We start from the raw sequence: 17,164 nt of genomic DNA on the forward strand, positions 1-17,164 counted from the left end.
GCCTTTCACATCTAATGAAAAAGAGGTAGATTTCCGGTTCACACTCCGGGAATCCACCTCTTTTTTTATCATTTCACTTTAATGACGATTTTCCCTTTGGCATGCCCTTCTTCTCCATAGTCATGGGCAAGTTTCGTGTCTTCCAAATCAAAGACACGGTCGATCACAGGTTTCAGTTCGCCTTTTTCAACAGCTTCCGCAATTTTTTTCAAGCGCTCCCCTGTCGGTTGCATGAAGACATACTCCGCGCGGGCATTTGCCTGTTCGGCTTCTTCTTCATTCGGTGGTGTTGAGATGGAGACGAGCATCCCATTTTCTTTCAGCATTCGATACAGTTTGCTCTGTCCGTCTCCTCCCATCGTATCGAATACGAAGTCAAGATCGCGGACGGTTTCTGATGGATCTTGTCGTTTATAGTCGATGACCTCGTCGGCCCCAAGTTCGCTGACCCAGTCCACGTTCGGCGTACTGGTTGACGTGACGACATACAATCCGTGTGCTTTCGCAAGCTGGATGGCAACCGTTCCGACACCACCTGAACCAGCACCGATGAAAATTCGGTCACCCGGTTTCGCATCCATCACTTCGTACATGACTTGCCATGCCGTATGCGCGACGAGCGGAAGTGACGCTGCCTCCTCGAAGCTCAATGAATTGGGTTTCTTGACGACGAGATGGGCATCGACCGCCACGTATTCGGCATATGTGCCTTGCCTCGCAATATCCGGACGGCTGAATACTTCATCGCCGACCTCAAGCTCGGTCACATTCGCCCCGACTTCTTTGATGACTCCCGATACATCCCATCCGATGACGAGCGGCATTTCGAAATGAAGCATTTCTTTTAAGTATCCTTCACGCAACTTCCAATCCACCGGGTTGACACTTGCGGCATGAACCTCAATCAATACGTCATCTGCACCGATTGTCGGTTGCTCAAGCTCCCCTACTTTGAATTCGTCTGATCCGCCATACTGTTCGATATATGCTGCTTTCATCCTATCGTCCTCCTTTGAGCGAATAACTCACCTTTACTCGGTTCCCATTTTGTTTGTCTCACAAACGAAAAAGCACAACGCCCGTTAGACGATGTGCTTAGATTGACTGATGTGTCATATAGCTATAGACATAGACGTCATGGGCTTGTCCCCGCTGACGCATGTAATTATGTAGTCGACCTTCTTGAACGAACCCATTCTTCTCAAGCATACGTTGCGATGCGAGATTGTCGATATAGACAATGGCACCGACACGTTCAATCTCACATGTCTCGGCATACTGCAGGGCCGCATGGAGGGCTTCGGTCGCATAACCCGAACGCCAATATTCTGGTCTGAGTTCATAACCGATTTCGGCGCGACGGTGTGACGGCGCCCGATTGTGAAAACCGATTGTTCCAATTAACGTTTTTGATTCTCGATGTTCAATCGCAAAACGGATGATGGCCCCCGTCTCAATTTGAGCGAGCATGTGGGTAAGCATCTGCTCCGTCTCTTCAAGCGTTTGATGCGGCTCCATCCCATAATGCTGGAGCACGCGTTCATTTGAAAAAATGGCGAATACGTGTGGAATATCTTCCATTTGAAGGGGGCGCAGTCGAAGACGTTCCGTTTCGATCAAAGGGAGCCGATTCATCCTTTACTCACCAGATTATGTTGAAACGCATACACGACCGCTTGTGTTCGGTCATAGACGTCAAGTTTCGTCAAGATGTTCGAGACATGCGTCTTTACCGTCTTCAGTGAAATAAACAATTCGTCCGCAATGACTTGATTCGACTTCCCTTCCGCCATGAGTTGCAAAATTTCTCGTTCACGTGCAGTCAAACTCTCATGGAGGGTCATCTCCGGGTGGCGTAGACGTTCGAGCATCTTTCCTGTCACTTGGGCAGCCATGACGGGATTGCCGGCAGCCGTCTGACGAATCGCGTCGGCAATTTCATTGGCGTTTGCCGTCTTGAGGACATAGCTCATCGCACCGGCTTCAATGACCGGGTATACTTTCTCGTCATCCAAGAAACTCGTCACGACTAGAATCTTAGCCTCTTTCCAATTCGCTTTGATTCGTTTCGTCGATTCAACCCCGCCCACCGGTTCCATGACTAAGTCCATGAGGACGACGTCCGGTTTTTCCGCAATCGCAAGCTCCGCTCCCGTCGCGCCGTCCGATGCCTCACCGACGACTTCAATGTCCGGTTGTGTCGATAAAAAGGCAGACACGCCCGCTCGGACCATTTCATGATCATCAATTAATACAACTCGAATCATCATTACCCCTCCACTTGTTGTTTCACACGTACTTCGATTTGTGTTCCGACATTCGGCACACTGACCAATCGTAACGTCCCACCGACTTCCGCCGTGCGCTCTCTTATCGATTGTAATCCATATGAGGCGACTTGTGTATCGTCCACGTTAAATCCGATTCCGTCATCGTTGATCTTTAAAATGACCGTCTGTTGCACGGTTCGCATCTCAATTTCTAGGCGAGTCGCCTTCGCATGCCGCAACGTGTTACTGATTGCCTCTTGGACGATGCGGAACAGTTCATTTTCGGTGTGCCGTGATAGCTTCACTTCTTCTAGACGCCAGACGAGTTCAGTCGACTGTTTACGCGACAGTTCTTCTAATAGGCGTTCGATTCCGGTTTTTAACGTCATACCCTCTAATTCCACCGGTCGTAGTTGTAGGAGTAACGACCGCATCTCTGCCTGTGCCGTTTGAGCCATGAGCTCCACTTGCTCCATTTGTTTACTCGCTAATTCCGGTTTCGTCTGCATCGTCTGTTTGACCGCAGTCGTCATCATCGAGATGGCATAGAGCTGTTGACTCACCGAATCATGAAGTTCTCGTGCGACGCGACGTCTTTCTTCGACGACCGCTTCACTACGCGCCTCTTCCACACTGACCGGACGTTCACCGACTCGCTTCGCCATCTCGATCATCTCTTGACGTTGTTTTGAGACGCGGACGATTCGTTCGAGCGTGTCTCGGTAAGGCGACAACGGTCGGAACGTGATTTCTTTTTGGTTCTCTAGTTTCCAAAGGGCATTCGCGACCTCTCGGAAGTCTCGACGTAAGTAAAAGTATGATGCGACTCCAAAGATACTGCCAATCAAAACGGCAATCACCAAAATGGACACACCGAAAGGCAACCCTTCTTCACGCGAAAACAAGTCGCTCAGTGAAGTCGAGTCACCTATGAGAAACGCCACTGTAATCAAGAAAGCCGTCAAGAGGCTACTGAACAATTGATGCCAGACGACCGTCCGTGGATAAGAATCTTTTTTCATACCGTCATCACCTCGACACTTCCGCTCATGAGCACGATATGAATACGAACTTTCCGCGTAGCCTGGACATAATCATCAGACGCCGTATAGAAGCGACGGTTAAAAACCGGTGAATAGTTCGAATCATCGACTTGGACTTTTCCAAATCCAATCGACGCATCGATTGAATAATCGTAACCCGCTGGAATGAGGATGCGGATGTCTCCCGCAAGTCCATTTAGGAGCAAGAACGTCTCCCCTTCAGGAATGATGGCTTGTGATAAATCCATCTCAACATCACGCAATAAAAAGAATTCATTCGTATCCCGTAACACATAGTGCCCTGACTCTTTCATACCGAACGAGAAGGCTTGTTCCTGACGAAGTGGTGTCCGAATTTTTGATTCGACCGGTCGATTCTTATAGAGTCGGTACCCGAAAAGCAACAACAGACCCGAGAGCACAAACCCAAACGCGGCTGACGAGAAGATCAAGCCAATCAAGAGAATGCCTCCGATGGCGTAAAAGATATAGCTGACCGACTGTTTGCCTCGACGACTGAAGCGTCTTCCAATATAAAGAAGAAGCAATGGGAGGATCATGCTGAATAAGACGCTATTCCCACCCGTCACGATGTCGATAAAGAGTCCAACTGAAAATAAGATAATCATGAATCCAATGATTTGACGTGTGTTCCAACGTTCCATGTCCATTCCCCCTTTCTGTTCATATGTATGAAGCAAAGAAAGCGATGACCTTGTTCAGGTCATCGCCGAACCGTCACCTCACTCTTGTTTAAAGCGACGTTCCAGTTCTTTTAGTTTTGCTTCAAAATCGTCTTCATCTTCTTGCGTATCTTTCTTCTCTTCAGCAGGTTGTTCTTTCTTCTCTTCCTCAGTAAACGGATGAGACTGCGACGTGTTTTGACCGAAGATTTGGTCGAGTGCCCCTTTTAGAAGATCTAAGTTTTCACGCATCGCAAACTCATATCGTTTGTTTTGCATTTCATCGAGCTTGAGTTTCATCTCGAGTGCACGACGCTCTAGCGCATCCAATTCACGCTCTCCTTCATCGATCAACCCTTCGAAGTAACGATACTGTTCTCCGTAGTGTTTTGACTCAAGAGCTGCACGTTCTGCCAACTTCTCTTCACCAGCTTGTTTCGCCAGCTCTGTCTGTTCATATCGTTTATCTGCCATCTTCTTGGCATCATCACGCTTCTCAGCAAGTTCTGCAAGCAGTGTGCGTTGACGTTCGACGAGACGCTCAACCGATAACGCTTCCTTCTCCGCTCCACGGATATGACGGTTCAATTCCGCTTCTCCACTTGAACGTGGCATCTCTTTATCTTGATACTTCTTCACTTCTTTCGAAATCTCTTTCGTCAATTCATTCGCTAGTTCACGAAACTGATCAAACGGTGTCTTCATGGTGAATCCTCCTTATGAAATCTTAACGACGATTAACAAATTTTTGCCACACTTGATCGAACTGTTGGAAGCTGCTACGGCTAGCACGCGTTCCGTCGGCATTTAAAATTTCGACTTCCGGGTCGCGCTTCTCACCTGTATACATCATATACCCTTTAAACAACAACCACGCGACAATGATTCCGACGAGTGCCCAAATGTTTGAGAGCATCGTCCCAATCCCGATGACGGCAAGGATCCCGAAACCAACTTTAGCACCGATGTGTGTCACAGCCTGAAAACGGACTCCAGCCCAAAGCGTCAAGAGCGCTCCTAATCCGAATAAAATCATATTCGGTAAAGAACCGATCAACACGAGCACTAGAGCGATCGCGGCTACGATGAACAACACCTTTTTCACTTGGTGATTCATCTGTCATCCCTCCTTGTTAAGTACACTCTTATCATAATACGTTATTTTGTATAGGTCGACGAGCGGAAGGCTTGTTTCGCCTCGGTCTTTAGACTGAGATGTTACCGTTTCCAATAACTGTGGTACACTGATGCTATCGAACAATGAAAGGATGATGTTTTATGAGCAACATGATGCATGCACGTCACCAAATGTCAGCGAATCGGAGGGCTGTCGTCCTCCATCATTAAAAGGAGGATTCTTTTTGAATCAACAAACTGAAACGGGACGTGTCACGGCACAGTTCCAACATCTTTATACGGTATCAGTCGGAGAGAACGCCTATATGTGCGGGGTTTCCGGAAAATTTCGACATGAGGCGACGAGCGAGCGGGATTACCCGGTCATCGGCGATTATGTCACGATTCAAGTTCGCGAGCATGGTCAAGGTACGATTCACCATCTCCTTGAGCGTCGGACCGTTCTATCACGAGCGGCCGCCGGCAACGAGACGCGTGAACAACTGATCTGTGCGAATGTCGACTACGTCTTGATCACGATGGCATGCGGACACGATTTCAACATCCGCCGCCTTGAGCGCTATACGCTAGCTGCGTGGGACACAGGTGCAATCCCCATTATCGTCCTGACGAAAACGGACCAAGTAGAATCGGTCGACACACTGCTCGAAGACATTGAGCTAAACGCACCTGGAATTCAAGTATTTCCTGTCAGTGCTGTGACGGGAAAAGGTGTGGCTGAACTTCGTCACGCGTTACCGAGCGAAAGCACAATCGCCTTAGTCGGTTCGTCTGGCGTCGGAAAATCTACGCTGACGAACGCCCTAGCCCACGAGACACTTGCCGTCACGCAAGCCGTCCGGGCGCAGGACGAGCGCGGAAAACATACGACGACACACCGCGAACTGTTCCGAATCGATGACTTATACGTCATCGACACACCAGGGATGCGAGAATTCGGACTATGGGAAGGAAGCGAGCATCTCGATGAGACGTTCCGTGATATCGAAGCGCTTGCTGAGACATGCCGCTTCCGCGACTGCTCACATCAGAAAGAACCGGGCTGCGCCGTCCAAGAGGCGCTCTCGAATGGCACGTTAAATGCGAAACGCTATGCGAGCTACGTCAAACTCGGGCGTGAGCTTCTCTACATGGAGAAGAAGCAAGCAGAGCAAGCACGGGTATTAGAAAAGAAAAAACGGCGGATATAAGTTCGTTGGACTGTGAGCGAAGCTGCTCGCAGTCCTTTTTTATTGTAATTTGACAGGTTCTCTAGGCAGGCGTAAACTTGCCATATACTTAAAAAGTTTACCTAAGTAAACAAATTAACCATTAGGCAAGAAAGAAGGATCTGTCATGTTGAATGAAGTCGAATTAATTCGAATACATCGCTCGATGACTCAAAAATTAAAAACACTTCTCCCTTTTCTAGGTCCAGCTTTTGTCGCTTCGGTCGCATACATCGACCCTGGAAACTATGCAACTAATATTGCAGCAGGCTCTCAATTTGGTTATTTACTCTTATGGGTCATTTTAATCGCAAACTTGATGGCCGGATTAATCCAAACGCTGTCTGCTAAAATCGGAATCGCGACTGGGAAAAACTTACCTGAAATTTGTCGTGACCGCTTCTCTAAGAAGACCGCAGTCTTTTTATGGATTCAAGCCGAATTAATGATTATGGCCACTGATTTGGCAGAATTTGTTGGTGCGGCACTCGGGATCTACCTCGTGTTTGATATAACGCTCATTCAAGCAGCACTACTTGCCGCGGCCGGTTCTTTTGCCATCTTAGAAGTACAAAGACGTGGCTATCGACCACTTGAAACGCTTGTGACTGGGATGCTACTCGTCGTTGCTCTTGCGTTTGCCATTCAAACGTTTAGCTCTCAGCCCGAAGTGAAACCCCTTTTGTCAGGTCTCCTCATACCTCGTTTTGACGGGACAGAGAGTATTTTATTAGCTGCCGGAATATTAGGTGCAACTGTCATGCCGCACGCTATTTATTTGCACTCTGCTTTGACACAACGGCGAATCAAGGGAAAAGATGCGGTAGCACGAAAACGCATCATGAAATTTGAACGAATTGATGTGACAATCGCAATGGTCCTCGCTGGCGCAATCAATGCCAGTATGTTGATTATCGCAGCTGCCGTCTTTTATAAGAATGGGATGTTCGTAAACGATTTAGAAATCGCTCACCAGCAGTTTGACTCTTTTTTAGGATCACCAATTGCCATGTTATTTGGCATCGGCTTAATGGTCTCCGGATTATCAAGTGCATCTGTCGGAACATTGGCCGGGGATGTCGTCATGCAAGGGTACATTCAAAAGCATATTCCGATTTATATACGTCGTGTGATTACGATGGCTCCTCCACTCTTACTCATTCTTTCCGGTGTCAACTTGTCAAACGCTCTCGTTTGGAGTCAAGTCGTTCTCTCTTTCGGTATATCATTCGCCCTCATCCCTCTGCTTCTCTTTACGAGTAATAAAGAGTTAATGGGCGGGCTTGTGAATCATCGTTTTACGACATGGATTGGATGGGGTATCACAGCGATTGTCATCGCATTAAATATATTTTTGATTGTCCAAACCTTTATCTAATCTCTAAATATAAAAAACAAGCGCAGGCCGAGCGGCCTGCGCTTGTTTTTTATACAGTTCCCTGCAAGATTCCTTCCGCCCATTCGACTTCATCAGACGTCGGGGGTTTCGTACCTTTGAGTGGATAATCGAGTCCGAGCGCCTCCCATTTATAGACGCCCATCTCATGATAAGGCAAAATCTCAACTTTCTCGACATGGTCTAACTTTTGAATGAACGCGGCGGTGCGACGAAGCGCCCCTTCTTCAAGCGTCCATCCAGGGACGAGGACGTGGCGAATCCACATTTTCGTTCCGCGCTCGGAAAGGTGTTCGGCAAGCGCGAGCGTGTTGGCATTGCTACGTCCCGTCAATTTTTTACACATGTCGTCGTCGATATGCTTGATATCGAGCAAGACAAGGTCGGTGTGATCTAAAATCGCATCCAAGTTAGGAGGACGGAGAGCACCGGACGTATCGAGTGTCGTATGGAGCCCATACTTTTTCGCTTCACGCAGTAATGCCTCTAAAAATTCAGGTTGCGCGAGTGGGTCACCACCTGAGATGGTGATGCCGCCGTTCGATGCCTCCATGAACGGTCGGTAACTGAGCGCCTCTTGAATGACGTCTTCAGCCGAGCGGTGGTTATTCTTTTTGAAATCCCACGTGTCCGCGTTATGGCAATAGAGGCAACGTAACGCACAACCTTGTAAAAAGACGATGAAGCGAATACCAGGGCCGTCAACTGTTCCGAATGATTCGACCGAATGTACATATCCCATTGTCATCGAAATGACCTCCTAACGAATGAGCGGCCCTCCGTGGAAGGCCGCTAAGCCTTTACTTACAACGAACCGTGGAACGTACGGTTGATGACATCAATCTGTTGCTCACGTGTCAACTTGATAAAGTTGACCGCATATCCAGATACGCGGATTGTGAGTTGTGGATACTCTTCCGGATGTTCCATTGCGTCGAGAAGCGTCTCGCGGTTGAAGACGTTGACGTTCAAATGGTGTCCTTTGTGCTCTCCACTCATATACCCATCGAGAAGTGCCGCCAAGTTGAGTTCGCGTGCGATTTCTTCTTTTCCAAGTGCTTTCGGTACGATTGAGAACGTATATGAGATCCCGTCTTGTGCGTGTTCAAATGGAAGTTTCGCAACAGATGAGAGCGATGCAGCCGCACCTTTCGTATCCCGTCCATGCATCGGGTTGGCACCTGGAGCGAATGGTTCACCAGCACGGCGACCGTCTGGCGTATTCCCTGTTTTCTTACCGTAGACGACGTTCGATGTGATGGTGAGGACCGATTGCGTATGAAGCGCGTCACGGTATGTTTTATGTTTCCGTACTTTTTCCATGAACGATTCGACGAGTTCTACGGCAATCGCGTCGACACGGTCGTCATTGTTACCGAATTTCGGGAAGTCGCCTTCCGTTTCGAAGTCGACGATGATTCCTTCTTCGTTACGAACGGGTTTGACGTTCGCATATTTGATTGCTGAAAGACTATCTGCCGTTACGGAGAGACCCGCGATCCCACAAGCCATCGTCCGTAAGATTTCTGGATCGTGAAGCGCCATTTCGATGCGTTCGTACGCATATTTGTCATGCATGAAGTGAATAACGTTGAGCGTATTGACGTATAGCTCTGCCAACCAATCGAGCGTACGGTCAAAGTCGGCATATACTTTTTCGTACGTGAGCACATCTTCTGTATTCATTTCCCAAGCTGGAGCAATTTGAGCGCCGCTCTTCTCATCACGTCCGCCGTTCATGCTATAAAGAAGGGCTTTCGCCATGTTGGCACGCGCACCGAAGAACTGCATTTGTTTCCCGATCTTCATCGGTGACACACAACATGCGATGCCGTAGTCATCACCGAATTGTGGCATCATCAAGTCATCATTCTCATACTGAATCGCCGATGTTTCAATCGACATTTTCGCACAGTATTGTTTGAATCCTTCTGGAAGTTTCGTCGACCAAAGGACCGTCAAGTTTGGTTCTGGAGCAGGACCGAGGTTTGTGAGTGAATGTAAGAATCGGAACGAGCTCTTCGTGACGTTCGAGCGACCATCTTCACTCATCCCACCGATTGACTCCGTTACCCAAGTCGGGTCACCTGAGAATAATTCGTTATAGTCAGGTGTCCGTAAGAACTTAACGATTCGAAGCTTCATGATGAAGTGATCGACGATTTCCTGAACGTCTGACTCTGTTAAACGACCAGCTTCAAGGTCGCGTTCAGCGTACACATCAAGGAATGTCGAGACGCGACCGAGTGACATCGCGGCACCGTTTTGTTCTTTAATCGCAGCAAGGTATGCCAAGTACACCCATTGATACGCTTCTTGCGTGTTTTCCGCAGGGCGACCGAGATCAAATCCATAAGCGGCTCCGAGTTGTTTGAGTTCTTGGAGGGCACGAAGTTGTTCCGATATTTCCTCCCGGTCACGGATGTCTGATTCAGATAAGAATCCACCTCGTTTCGCCAAGTCTTTTTTGCGTTCTGCCATCAAGAAATCAATTCCGTAGAGCGCGACGCGGCGATAGTCACCGATGATGCGTCCACGACCGTACGCATCCGGAAGACCTGTGATGATTCCTGATTTACGAGCGGCCCGCATTTCAGGCGTATAGGCATCGAAGACACCTTGGTTATGTGTTTTACGGATCTCTGAATAAATTTTTGTGATTTCTTCATCTGGTTCGAAACCATATGATTCGAGTGCGGCATCCACCATGCGAATCCCGCCATTTGGGTGAATCGAACGTTTGAACGGCTCATCCGTCTGAACGCCAACGACTTTCTCTAACTCTTTGTTTAAGTAACCTGGTCCATGCGACACGATTGTCGATGGTGTGTGTTGATCAACGTCCCAAACGCCTCCGCGTTCACGCTCTTCTTTTGTCAGTTCCATCACACGATTCCAAAGAACGTTTGTCGCTTCTGTCGGACCTGCTAAGAACGTATCGTTCCCTGTGTATTCATGACGGTTCAAACGGATAAACTCACTGACATTGACTTCATTCGTCCACTGACCAGGGATAAAACCTGACCATGCGGATTTGATTTCGGTTGCCATGTTGATTCACTCCTCATTCTCGAAAGTAATTGCGTGTTATCTATACTGTGAGTGTACGTGAAAATGTGAACAATATGTTTTACATTCTTGTGAAACTTGTAACAATCTTATGAACATGATGAAATAGCCGTTTTTGAAAGCGTTTTACAAACTGTTATATTCGATTAATTATATAGTTTGAAACAGCTGAATCCCATTTAATTAGGGTCGAACTATGATCTGTACTAATTTGATTGTTCTGTGACGAACTATACAGTTTTTGGGGTGATAAATCTCACATCACTCGGTTAGAACTTGAATTTTTGTGTCGTATCAGACACAATGAAGGCAGAACATTGTATAAGAGGAAGGGGTTCTACTCATGACGTACGAACCATTAACACCAAGCCACGCCTTTCAAGTCGGCGATCGCATCTCGTTGAAGGTCGACGAAGCCGGTGAAAAGCGTGATGGATTTATCACAGAATTTGAAGATGGAGGGTTTTGGATTCGCTTTGACGATGACATCGAGAACGAAGATTTTATCGATTATCGCGACCAATTACTTGCCGGACTTTTGTCGCGTCCAATCCATGTCATCACGACACATCCGGAACTGAAACCGTTCGAGAAAATGACGTCCGAGTTACAGTATCGCGTTTATCAAGGATTCACGATTGAGAAAGTGGAATTGACAGCAGAAGGCGCGGATGCCCACATCCAACTCATCGAAGACGGTCAAACGTATACACAGACGTTACGTTCTTCAATGGAAGATGGTCAGGAGCATGTTCGCTATATTTGACGAGGGAGCGCTTTCGCTTCCTTTGTTTTTGCCTAAAGATAAGGAGACCTATTATGAATTTTACAAAACCTTTTATTAACGAGACGTGGGAACGGATGGGCTTTAACGAGCCGATGCCGGTCCAAAAAGAAGCGTTTCCCCTACTATTAGATGGAAAAGACGTGACAATCGAGGCACCGACCGGAACGGGTAAAACACTCGCTTACCTGCTCCCAGCGATTGAAAAAATCGATCCATCGAACGACCGAATCCAAGTTGTCGTCGTCGCTCCAACTCGTGAACTTGTCATGCAGATCCAACAGGTCGCACAACGTTTCACCGAAAAAGGCGATGTCCGCATCGGCTCGTTTATCGGCGGTGTCGAATTGAAACGTCAAATCGATCGGATTAAGAAAAAGCCTCATTTGATTGTCGGGACACCGGGACGTCTCGTCGAATTGATTGATAAGAAAAAGCTGAAGCTCCATGAGACACATACCGTCATTCTCGATGAAGCCGACCAAATCATCGATAGCGGTTTGACAGAGGCGGCTGAGCGCATCATCAAGCATACTGCACATGAGCGTCAACTTGCACTCGTCTCGGCAACACTCACTGATTCACTCAAAGAGTGGTCGGCACCGTTCATGAACGAGCCGGCACATATCAAAATCGAACGTGCTGTCAGCGATCAAGTGACATACGGTTACTTGTTGACGACGCGTCGCTACAAACCAGAACTGTTACGCCGTCTTTCACACGTCGATGGCGTGAAAGCACTTGCGTTCATCAATAACCGCTCGTTCTTGCCACCACTTCGTGGGGAGCTTGAAAAGTTGAAAGTGGACTACCGCATGCTCGACAGCTTGAAAGGAAAGCGCGAACGCGTCGAGACACTCCGTGAATTCCGTAAAGGCGAATACCCGCTCCTCATCACGACAGGTCTCGCGGCACGCGGGCTCGATATCGAAGATGTGACGCACGTCGTCCATTTCGACTTACCGGAATCCATCGATGACTTCATCCACCGTTCAGGCCGTACGGCTCGCGGTAACGCAGGCGGGACCGTTCTTTCTCTCGTGACGACGGACGATTTACCACACTTGAAATCATTCGCGCGTCAACTCGGTGTCGAATTGAAAGAACTCGAGATTTATCGTGGCGATGTGATCGAGAAACGAATTGAGGAGAAGCCTCCTGTCGTCAAACGCCCTGCGAACAAGCGAGGACCGCGCCGATGAAAAAAGACCGGAAAGTAATTCCCTTCCCTTTGCTCGTCGAAGAGTCCGAATTGCTTGCCGAACTGAAAAAGTTATATGAGCAAGCCGCTCTTGCGCGAAGCACACAATGGACGAACTATATTCAAGAAATCGCATCAGAAGGGACATGGCATTTAAAAGATGCCGAGCTCTTCCGTGACCTCTTCATTGATTGGGCCGTCTTCTTTGAAACGGACGAAGATGGCATGACGCCCCACGGTCGCTATTTGGCTGATCATAAGGGCGACATGTCACCTGCTCTTTATCACGCACTCCGTGGACTAGCCGTCCCGCGCTGCAGCATCTTTGAAGTGACGGAAAACGGTCAGTTAAAAGACTGGGAGTCAAAAGAGACGTACGCTGTTCAGTTACCGGAAGAACGCGAGACCGGCGACCTCGTCCTCGGAAAGTTACTCGACATCCGAGGCAGCTGGCGCTTCGGTTCGGCGTTCCTCGCCTTACCTGCGAAAATGTCTGGAAACGTGGCCGACCTATATATCGACTTTACGGATGAAGTCGGTCCCGGTGCCTTTTTGGAGCAATTTCCGGAGTTCTGCGCGGAACTGATTGACTTGTTGCTTGATTTAGAAGAAGGCGTCATCATACCGAAACCATCAAAATAAGCAAAGGGCCGCGGCCCTTTGCTTATTTTTGTCTAACGTATACGTCAACCTGATCAAGCATCGCTTGCGCTTCCTCGTTTTCAGGTGTAACCGCTGCACTTGAGATTTGTTTTCCATCCTCGTATACATCGATGATGACACCATCTTTCGCTTGGCGCGTTTGGTACAGGCGACCATTTGCATAGAAGGCGTGATCCACTGAGTCGAGAACTTTCCGAGTCATCTGCTTCCCGGTACCTAAATCAATGACAGTTTCTTCGCCATCCGCATTTAGTGTGAACAATGTATTTTCGAACACTGAATAGTCCCAAAAGTCTTGGTCTCCTGCCAACTGGACAACTTGTCCTGTTTCCGTATCGTAAGCGAATTGCCCCGGCATCGTAATTCCACTATAGTACGTCTCTTCCCCTTCTCTAATTGTCTCATAGGCACTGACGCCGACTGGGACATAGCGTGTTTCGAACTTGGACGGAGATCCATTTGTCTCATAAAAACGACTTGTTCCACTTACGTGCGTGATAAATCCATTTTCCATTTTTATTTCTTTGACAGTGACGTCATCCATCGTTTGATTGAATGTTGCAAGCATTGTCGTTTCATTTCCATCAAAGCCTTCCTGATAAATCAAATTGAGTTGACCATCGGACATGAACAAACCGGCCCATACACCTATCAAGATCTCATAAATTTGACGATCCTTGGCATCGAACGTATAAGTCGTGATCTCTTTTCCATCTAACTGATTAAAGATTATGAGCTCTTCATTTCTATTTTGGCCAATTCCTATGAATCCATTTTTCATTTGAATTGATTGCGCAAACGTCAATCCGTTCATTTTTCGGTGCATCAAGCGTTCGTTCTCATTCAAACTTTCTCGATAACGAATTCCTTCAGCGATATAATTTAAATCCGAAGTGACACGACTCTCATCAGAAGTGACTTCAAACCTTTGAGCGACATCGTCATCTGTGTTATAACCAAATTCAACGACCTTGTCTTTCCAAACAGATGGATTCGAACTGATGTTTAACGCCCATTCCGCTTTCGGCTCCATCGCATCGACGGCAAACGTCCCAAGCCCAATCACGATCACCGCACCGAGCGCGGCCACATTCCACATTCGCTTCATTTTATCACCTCACACATTTAATTTCGTCTGTAAAAATCTTCGACTAAGCCAAATCGTCACACTTGCCCAGACGACCAATACCACACCGACGTAAATGATTGTCTCATCATAAATCAGTCGATTCGACAGGAACGCGTAGCCTAAAATCGGAATGTTCAAGATGACAACTAGAATCGATAAGCTAAGTACCGGTGACCACATCGTCCGTTGCCAAAAACTCCGTTCAATCAACACAAATGTGAAAACGAATAGGACGACGATGACAATAAATAATTGGTGGATGACAAAGTTGATAGCTGAAGTAGGATACATCATGCCCAATATTCCGTTGAAAGATAGAGCTCGTTCAAATGATCCATTCATCGGTATCATCTTTTCATCAAACCAACTCGTGAACGTTATGTATTGTAACTTAAGAGCAATCCATTCAATGGAAAATAGCCCCAACGTTATCATTAAAATTGTAGCGAGTTTGGCGAAAAACAAAGTCATGCGCTTTTGTGGCATCGTCAGGAGTCGGAGCATAAACGTCCCTCGTCCTTGAAAATCGCGATACCAAATCCAGGCGCTGTATAATAACATCGCCGCGACTGCAATGCCGAGCGACAAGAGATAAGGCGTACCTCCAAGGTAGTCTGCAAATGACAATTGATAGTCCGCGTTTCCTTCACGTCGCAACTGTTCATAAAAGTTCGTCTCGTCCCATAAAAAGTAACCGAGATACCCAAACTGGACGACGAGGAGGCCAGTAACTAACATCAAGAACGGTTTTGTGACACGCTCGATTTCCCAACTCAAAAGTTTCAATAGATTCATGCCCCGTACTCCTCTCTCATCACATCGACGATGGACTTCCCGTGAATGAAACGGACATCTTCGACATCAAACTCACGGACGATTCTTCCGTTATTCAACATGACGGCCTTGTCGATCAAGTACTCGATATCTTCAATCTCGTGTGTCGTAATGAGCACGCCACGATTCTCCATGACCTCGCTCGAAAATAGTTCGACAATCTGTTCTTTTGAGAAGACATCGATTCCTGAGAACGGTTCATCAAGCAATAAATAATCCGGGTCTTGCGCAATCCCGAGTGCGAGGTTCGCTTTCGCGAGCGTCCCTTTCGATAACTCGCTCAACTTATCTTCCGGAAACAACTTGAAATCATCGACGAGACGGGCAAATAATGCCGAATCAAATGTCGGATAAAAATCTTTCATGAACGCCTCACATTGTTCGATTGTAAAGTGAATCGGGAACATCGCATGGTCGGCGATAAAGGCGACACGATTCAAATCAATCGGTTTCCCATCGATCAATACCGAACCTTTATCGAAAGGTGTCAATCCCATGATGCCTTTCAACAACGTCGACTTCCCCGTACCGTTCAAGCCGATGAGACACGTGATTTCACCTTTATTCGCTGTGAACGACACGTCTTCAATGACTTGTTTCCGCCGATAGCGTTTTTTAACTCCCAACACTTCGATCATCGTACATTCCCTCCTTGTACTGTCGTTTGATTTTCTCGACAAGCTCGTCCACCGAGACATCAAGCTCTTGAATCGATTCCACAAATACGGCGACCGCGTCATCTACAATCTCAGAGCGGATTTGTGCCAATACCGTTCGATCTGTCGTCACGCGACTCGGTCGATTTCGTTCGGTCGTAATCAATTGTTGGTCCTCCATTTCCTTGAACGCTTTTTGAACCGTGTTCGGATTAATTTTTAATTCATTCGCAAGCTCACGCCGAGATGGCATCTCATCCCCGGCTTTCAATTCACCGAGCGCCATTTTCTTTTTGAAGTAATCGACGACCTGTAGGTAAACCGGTGCCCTCGTATTGAATTGCATGTTCATCACCTTTCTAAGTGTATGACATGGTTAATACACTTTCTAACTGTATTATTAGCATAATACACTTTGACGTCAATCATTTTTTCAAATTTTCTCCAAATTAAAAACACCTGACGCGTACATCAGATGTTGAAACGTTCAGTCAGAGCACGATATCTGCTCCTCTTTTCGGGTCGACGAGTTGAAGATAAAGATCTTCCCCTGGCCAATAGCGCCTCTTGTATTTCGCAAGCCGTTCCTCCGGGACGCCGAGATATGTATCTCGATTCAATACCCGTTCATACCGAACCTCGCGGGGACAGTCGAGATAAATCACGTAATCGTAATATGGTCGCCATTCCGGTCGTTGTAGAAAAATCCCTTCGACGACAATGGTATAAGCAGATGACACATCGATTACTTCTTCAACGATGACATCTCGTTCATGATTGTATCGCGGTAATGCTAACTCCTTAACCCCTTCTGTTAAAGGACGGAACAGTTCGTTCTCAAGACGCGACACGTCCCATTGAAGTGCGTAATACTCGGTCGATTCAGGCTGTCCGGTCTCATAGCGTTTGTCTCGTTCGACAATATAGTCATCAATGTGAAGAACAAGTATAGTCGGCTCTTCGCTCAAACGCGAGACGAGCGTTGTCTTGCCCGCTCCACTCAATCCATCAATCGCCACGACAAACGGGCGATTGGCTGAATGCATCGAACGCGCTTCATGGATGACGTCTAATACGTTCATATCGTTCCT

At 47.4% G+C, this 17,164-nt stretch carries 19 protein-coding genes; 5 read left to right on the forward strand and 14 right to left on the reverse strand.

What is annotated here, in order from left to right; all coding sequences use genetic code 11:
* Window positions 1–68: 68 nt before the first annotated feature.
* From KNO92_RS10300 to KNO92_RS10330, 7 genes are all read right to left on the reverse strand, one after another.
* A complete protein-coding gene (locus KNO92_RS10300) occupies window positions 69–998 on the reverse strand; it encodes an NADP-dependent oxidoreductase (RefSeq protein WP_214761168.1) in 930 nt (309 codons plus the stop codon).
* A gap of 97 nt (window positions 999–1,095) precedes the next feature.
* Entirely contained in the window at window positions 1,096–1,635 is a 540-nt protein-coding gene (locus KNO92_RS10305; RefSeq protein ID WP_214696393.1) for a GNAT family N-acetyltransferase, read from the reverse strand.
* Entirely contained in the window at window positions 1,632–2,267 is a 636-nt protein-coding gene (locus KNO92_RS10310; RefSeq protein WP_214761170.1) for a LuxR C-terminal-related transcriptional regulator, read from the reverse strand. The genes KNO92_RS10305 and KNO92_RS10310 overlap by 4 nt, the downstream gene beginning before the upstream one ends.
* Window positions 2,268–2,269: 2 nt before the next feature.
* Entirely contained in the window at window positions 2,270–3,292 is a 1,023-nt protein-coding gene (locus tag KNO92_RS10315; protein WP_074033063.1) for a sensor histidine kinase, read from the reverse strand.
* Window positions 3,289–3,978, reverse strand: coding sequence for a cell wall-active antibiotics response protein LiaF (gene liaF, locus KNO92_RS10320; RefSeq protein WP_214761172.1), 690 nt, complete (start codon window positions 3,976–3,978; stop codon window positions 3,289–3,291). The genes KNO92_RS10315 and liaF overlap by 4 nt, the downstream gene beginning before the upstream one ends.
* A gap of 78 nt (window positions 3,979–4,056) precedes the next feature.
* Window positions 4,057–4,701: a PspA/IM30 family protein gene (locus tag KNO92_RS10325; RefSeq protein WP_214747228.1), complete on the reverse strand. Its 645-nt coding sequence runs from the start codon at window positions 4,699–4,701 to the stop codon at window positions 4,057–4,059.
* Between the two features lie 22 nt (window positions 4,702–4,723).
* On the reverse strand, window positions 4,724–5,113 hold the full coding sequence (locus KNO92_RS10330) for a lmo0954 family membrane protein (protein ID WP_214696396.1): 390 nt from the start codon (window positions 5,111–5,113) through the stop codon (window positions 4,724–4,726).
* A gap of 244 nt (window positions 5,114–5,357) precedes the next feature.
* Here KNO92_RS10330 and rsgA point away from each other — a divergent pair, with 244 nt between their 5' ends.
* Window positions 5,358–6,323: a ribosome small subunit-dependent GTPase A gene (rsgA, locus tag KNO92_RS10335; protein WP_214761174.1), complete on the forward strand. Its 966-nt coding sequence runs from the start codon at window positions 5,358–5,360 to the stop codon at window positions 6,321–6,323.
* Between the two features lie 145 nt (window positions 6,324–6,468).
* Window positions 6,469–7,719 (forward strand): Nramp family divalent metal transporter, encoded by a 1,251-nt coding sequence (locus tag KNO92_RS10340; protein ID WP_214761177.1) that lies wholly within the window; start codon window positions 6,469–6,471, stop codon window positions 7,717–7,719.
* Window positions 7,720–7,768: 49 nt separating this feature from the next.
* Here the strand turns inward: KNO92_RS10340 and pflA are convergent, their stop codons facing one another.
* Entirely contained in the window at window positions 7,769–8,485 is a 717-nt protein-coding gene (gene pflA / locus KNO92_RS10345; protein WP_214761178.1) for a pyruvate formate-lyase-activating protein, read from the reverse strand.
* A 56-nt stretch (window positions 8,486–8,541) separates the two neighbouring features.
* The gene (gene pflB / locus KNO92_RS10350; RefSeq protein ID WP_214696409.1) at window positions 8,542–10,788 is read right to left on the reverse strand and encodes a formate C-acetyltransferase; all 2,247 of its coding nucleotides are present in this window, start codon (window positions 10,786–10,788) and stop codon (window positions 8,542–8,544) included.
* A 361-nt stretch (window positions 10,789–11,149) separates the two neighbouring features.
* Here pflB and KNO92_RS10355 point away from each other — a divergent pair, with 361 nt between their 5' ends.
* The 3 genes from KNO92_RS10355 to KNO92_RS10365 are packed head-to-tail and all read left to right on the forward strand — an operon-like array spanning window position 11,150 to window position 13,433.
* On the forward strand, window positions 11,150–11,572 hold the full coding sequence (locus KNO92_RS10355; protein ID WP_214696410.1) for a hypothetical protein: 423 nt from the start codon (window positions 11,150–11,152) through the stop codon (window positions 11,570–11,572).
* A 53-nt stretch (window positions 11,573–11,625) separates the two neighbouring features.
* Entirely contained in the window at window positions 11,626–12,792 is a 1,167-nt protein-coding gene (locus KNO92_RS10360; protein ID WP_214696412.1) for a DEAD/DEAH box helicase, read from the forward strand.
* The gene (locus KNO92_RS10365; RefSeq protein WP_214696414.1) at window positions 12,789–13,433 is read left to right on the forward strand and encodes a hypothetical protein; all 645 of its coding nucleotides are present in this window, start codon (window positions 12,789–12,791) and stop codon (window positions 13,431–13,433) included. The genes KNO92_RS10360 and KNO92_RS10365 overlap by 4 nt, the downstream gene beginning before the upstream one ends.
* A gap of 22 nt (window positions 13,434–13,455) precedes the next feature.
* Here KNO92_RS10365 and KNO92_RS10370 read toward each other — a convergent pair whose 3' ends face one another.
* From KNO92_RS10370 to KNO92_RS10390, 5 genes are all read right to left on the reverse strand, one after another.
* Window positions 13,456–14,562, reverse strand: a complete 1,107-nt coding sequence (locus KNO92_RS10370; RefSeq protein WP_214761180.1) for a hypothetical protein — start codon at window positions 14,560–14,562, stop codon at window positions 13,456–13,458.
* A gap of 9 nt (window positions 14,563–14,571) precedes the next feature.
* Window positions 14,572–15,378 (reverse strand): hypothetical protein, encoded by an 807-nt coding sequence (locus tag KNO92_RS10375; protein ID WP_214761182.1) that lies wholly within the window; start codon window positions 15,376–15,378, stop codon window positions 14,572–14,574.
* Window positions 15,375–16,055, reverse strand: a complete 681-nt coding sequence (locus KNO92_RS10380; protein ID WP_214696419.1) for an ATP-binding cassette domain-containing protein — start codon at window positions 16,053–16,055, stop codon at window positions 15,375–15,377. Before KNO92_RS10380 ends, KNO92_RS10375 begins: the two co-directional genes overlap by 4 nt.
* A complete protein-coding gene (locus KNO92_RS10385) occupies window positions 16,033–16,425 on the reverse strand; it encodes a GntR family transcriptional regulator (protein ID WP_214696421.1) in 393 nt (130 codons plus the stop codon). The genes KNO92_RS10380 and KNO92_RS10385 overlap by 23 nt, the downstream gene beginning before the upstream one ends.
* 139 nt (window positions 16,426–16,564) lie before the next feature.
* Complete coding sequence (locus KNO92_RS10390; RefSeq protein WP_214696423.1) at window positions 16,565–17,155, reverse strand: kinase; 591 nt, start codon at window positions 17,153–17,155, stop codon at window positions 16,565–16,567.
* Window positions 17,156–17,164 lie beyond the last annotated feature (9 nt).

Source organism: Exiguobacterium sp. s129, from assembly GCF_018617585.1.
Lineage (GTDB): Bacteria > Bacillota > Bacilli > Exiguobacteriales > Exiguobacteriaceae > Exiguobacterium > Exiguobacterium aestuarii_A.

Coding starts and splice junctions, on each gene's coding strand:
- pflA (WP_214761178.1), bottom strand. CDS start 8,485: ATGACAATGGGATATGTACATTCGGTCGAATCATTCGGAACAGTTGAC.
- pflB (WP_214696409.1), bottom strand. CDS start 10,788: ATGGCAACCGAAATCAAATCCGCATGGTCAGGTTTTATCCCTGGTCAG.
- KNO92_RS10375 (WP_214761182.1), bottom strand. CDS start 15,378: ATGAATCTATTGAAACTTTTGAGTTGGGAAATCGAGCGTGTCACAAAA.
- KNO92_RS10355 (WP_214696410.1), top strand. CDS start 11,150: ATGACGTACGAACCATTAACACCAAGCCACGCCTTTCAAGTCGGCGAT.
- KNO92_RS10380 (WP_214696419.1), bottom strand. CDS start 16,055: ATGATCGAAGTGTTGGGAGTTAAAAAACGCTATCGGCGGAAACAAGTC.
- KNO92_RS10385 (WP_214696421.1), bottom strand. CDS start 16,425: ATGAACATGCAATTCAATACGAGGGCACCGGTTTACCTACAGGTCGTC.
- liaF (WP_214761172.1), bottom strand. CDS start 3,978: ATGGAACGTTGGAACACACGTCAAATCATTGGATTCATGATTATCTTA.
- KNO92_RS10310 (WP_214761170.1), bottom strand. CDS start 2,267: ATGATTCGAGTTGTATTAATTGATGATCATGAAATGGTCCGAGCGGGC.
- KNO92_RS10390 (WP_214696423.1), bottom strand. CDS start 17,155: ATGAACGTATTAGACGTCATCCATGAAGCGCGTTCGATGCATTCAGCC.
- KNO92_RS10305 (WP_214696393.1), bottom strand. CDS start 1,635: ATGAATCGGCTCCCTTTGATCGAAACGGAACGTCTTCGACTGCGCCCC.
- KNO92_RS10360 (WP_214696412.1), top strand. CDS start 11,626: ATGAATTTTACAAAACCTTTTATTAACGAGACGTGGGAACGGATGGGC.
- KNO92_RS10365 (WP_214696414.1), top strand. CDS start 12,789: ATGAAAAAAGACCGGAAAGTAATTCCCTTCCCTTTGCTCGTCGAAGAG.
- KNO92_RS10315 (WP_074033063.1), bottom strand. CDS start 3,292: ATGAAAAAAGATTCTTATCCACGGACGGTCGTCTGGCATCAATTGTTC.
- KNO92_RS10370 (WP_214761180.1), bottom strand. CDS start 14,562: ATGAAGCGAATGTGGAATGTGGCCGCGCTCGGTGCGGTGATCGTGATT.
- KNO92_RS10325 (WP_214747228.1), bottom strand. CDS start 4,701: ATGAAGACACCGTTTGATCAGTTTCGTGAACTAGCGAATGAATTGACG.
- KNO92_RS10300 (WP_214761168.1), bottom strand. CDS start 998: ATGAAAGCAGCATATATCGAACAGTATGGCGGATCAGACGAATTCAAA.
- KNO92_RS10330 (WP_214696396.1), bottom strand. CDS start 5,113: ATGAATCACCAAGTGAAAAAGGTGTTGTTCATCGTAGCCGCGATCGCT.
- KNO92_RS10340 (WP_214761177.1), top strand. CDS start 6,469: ATGTTGAATGAAGTCGAATTAATTCGAATACATCGCTCGATGACTCAA.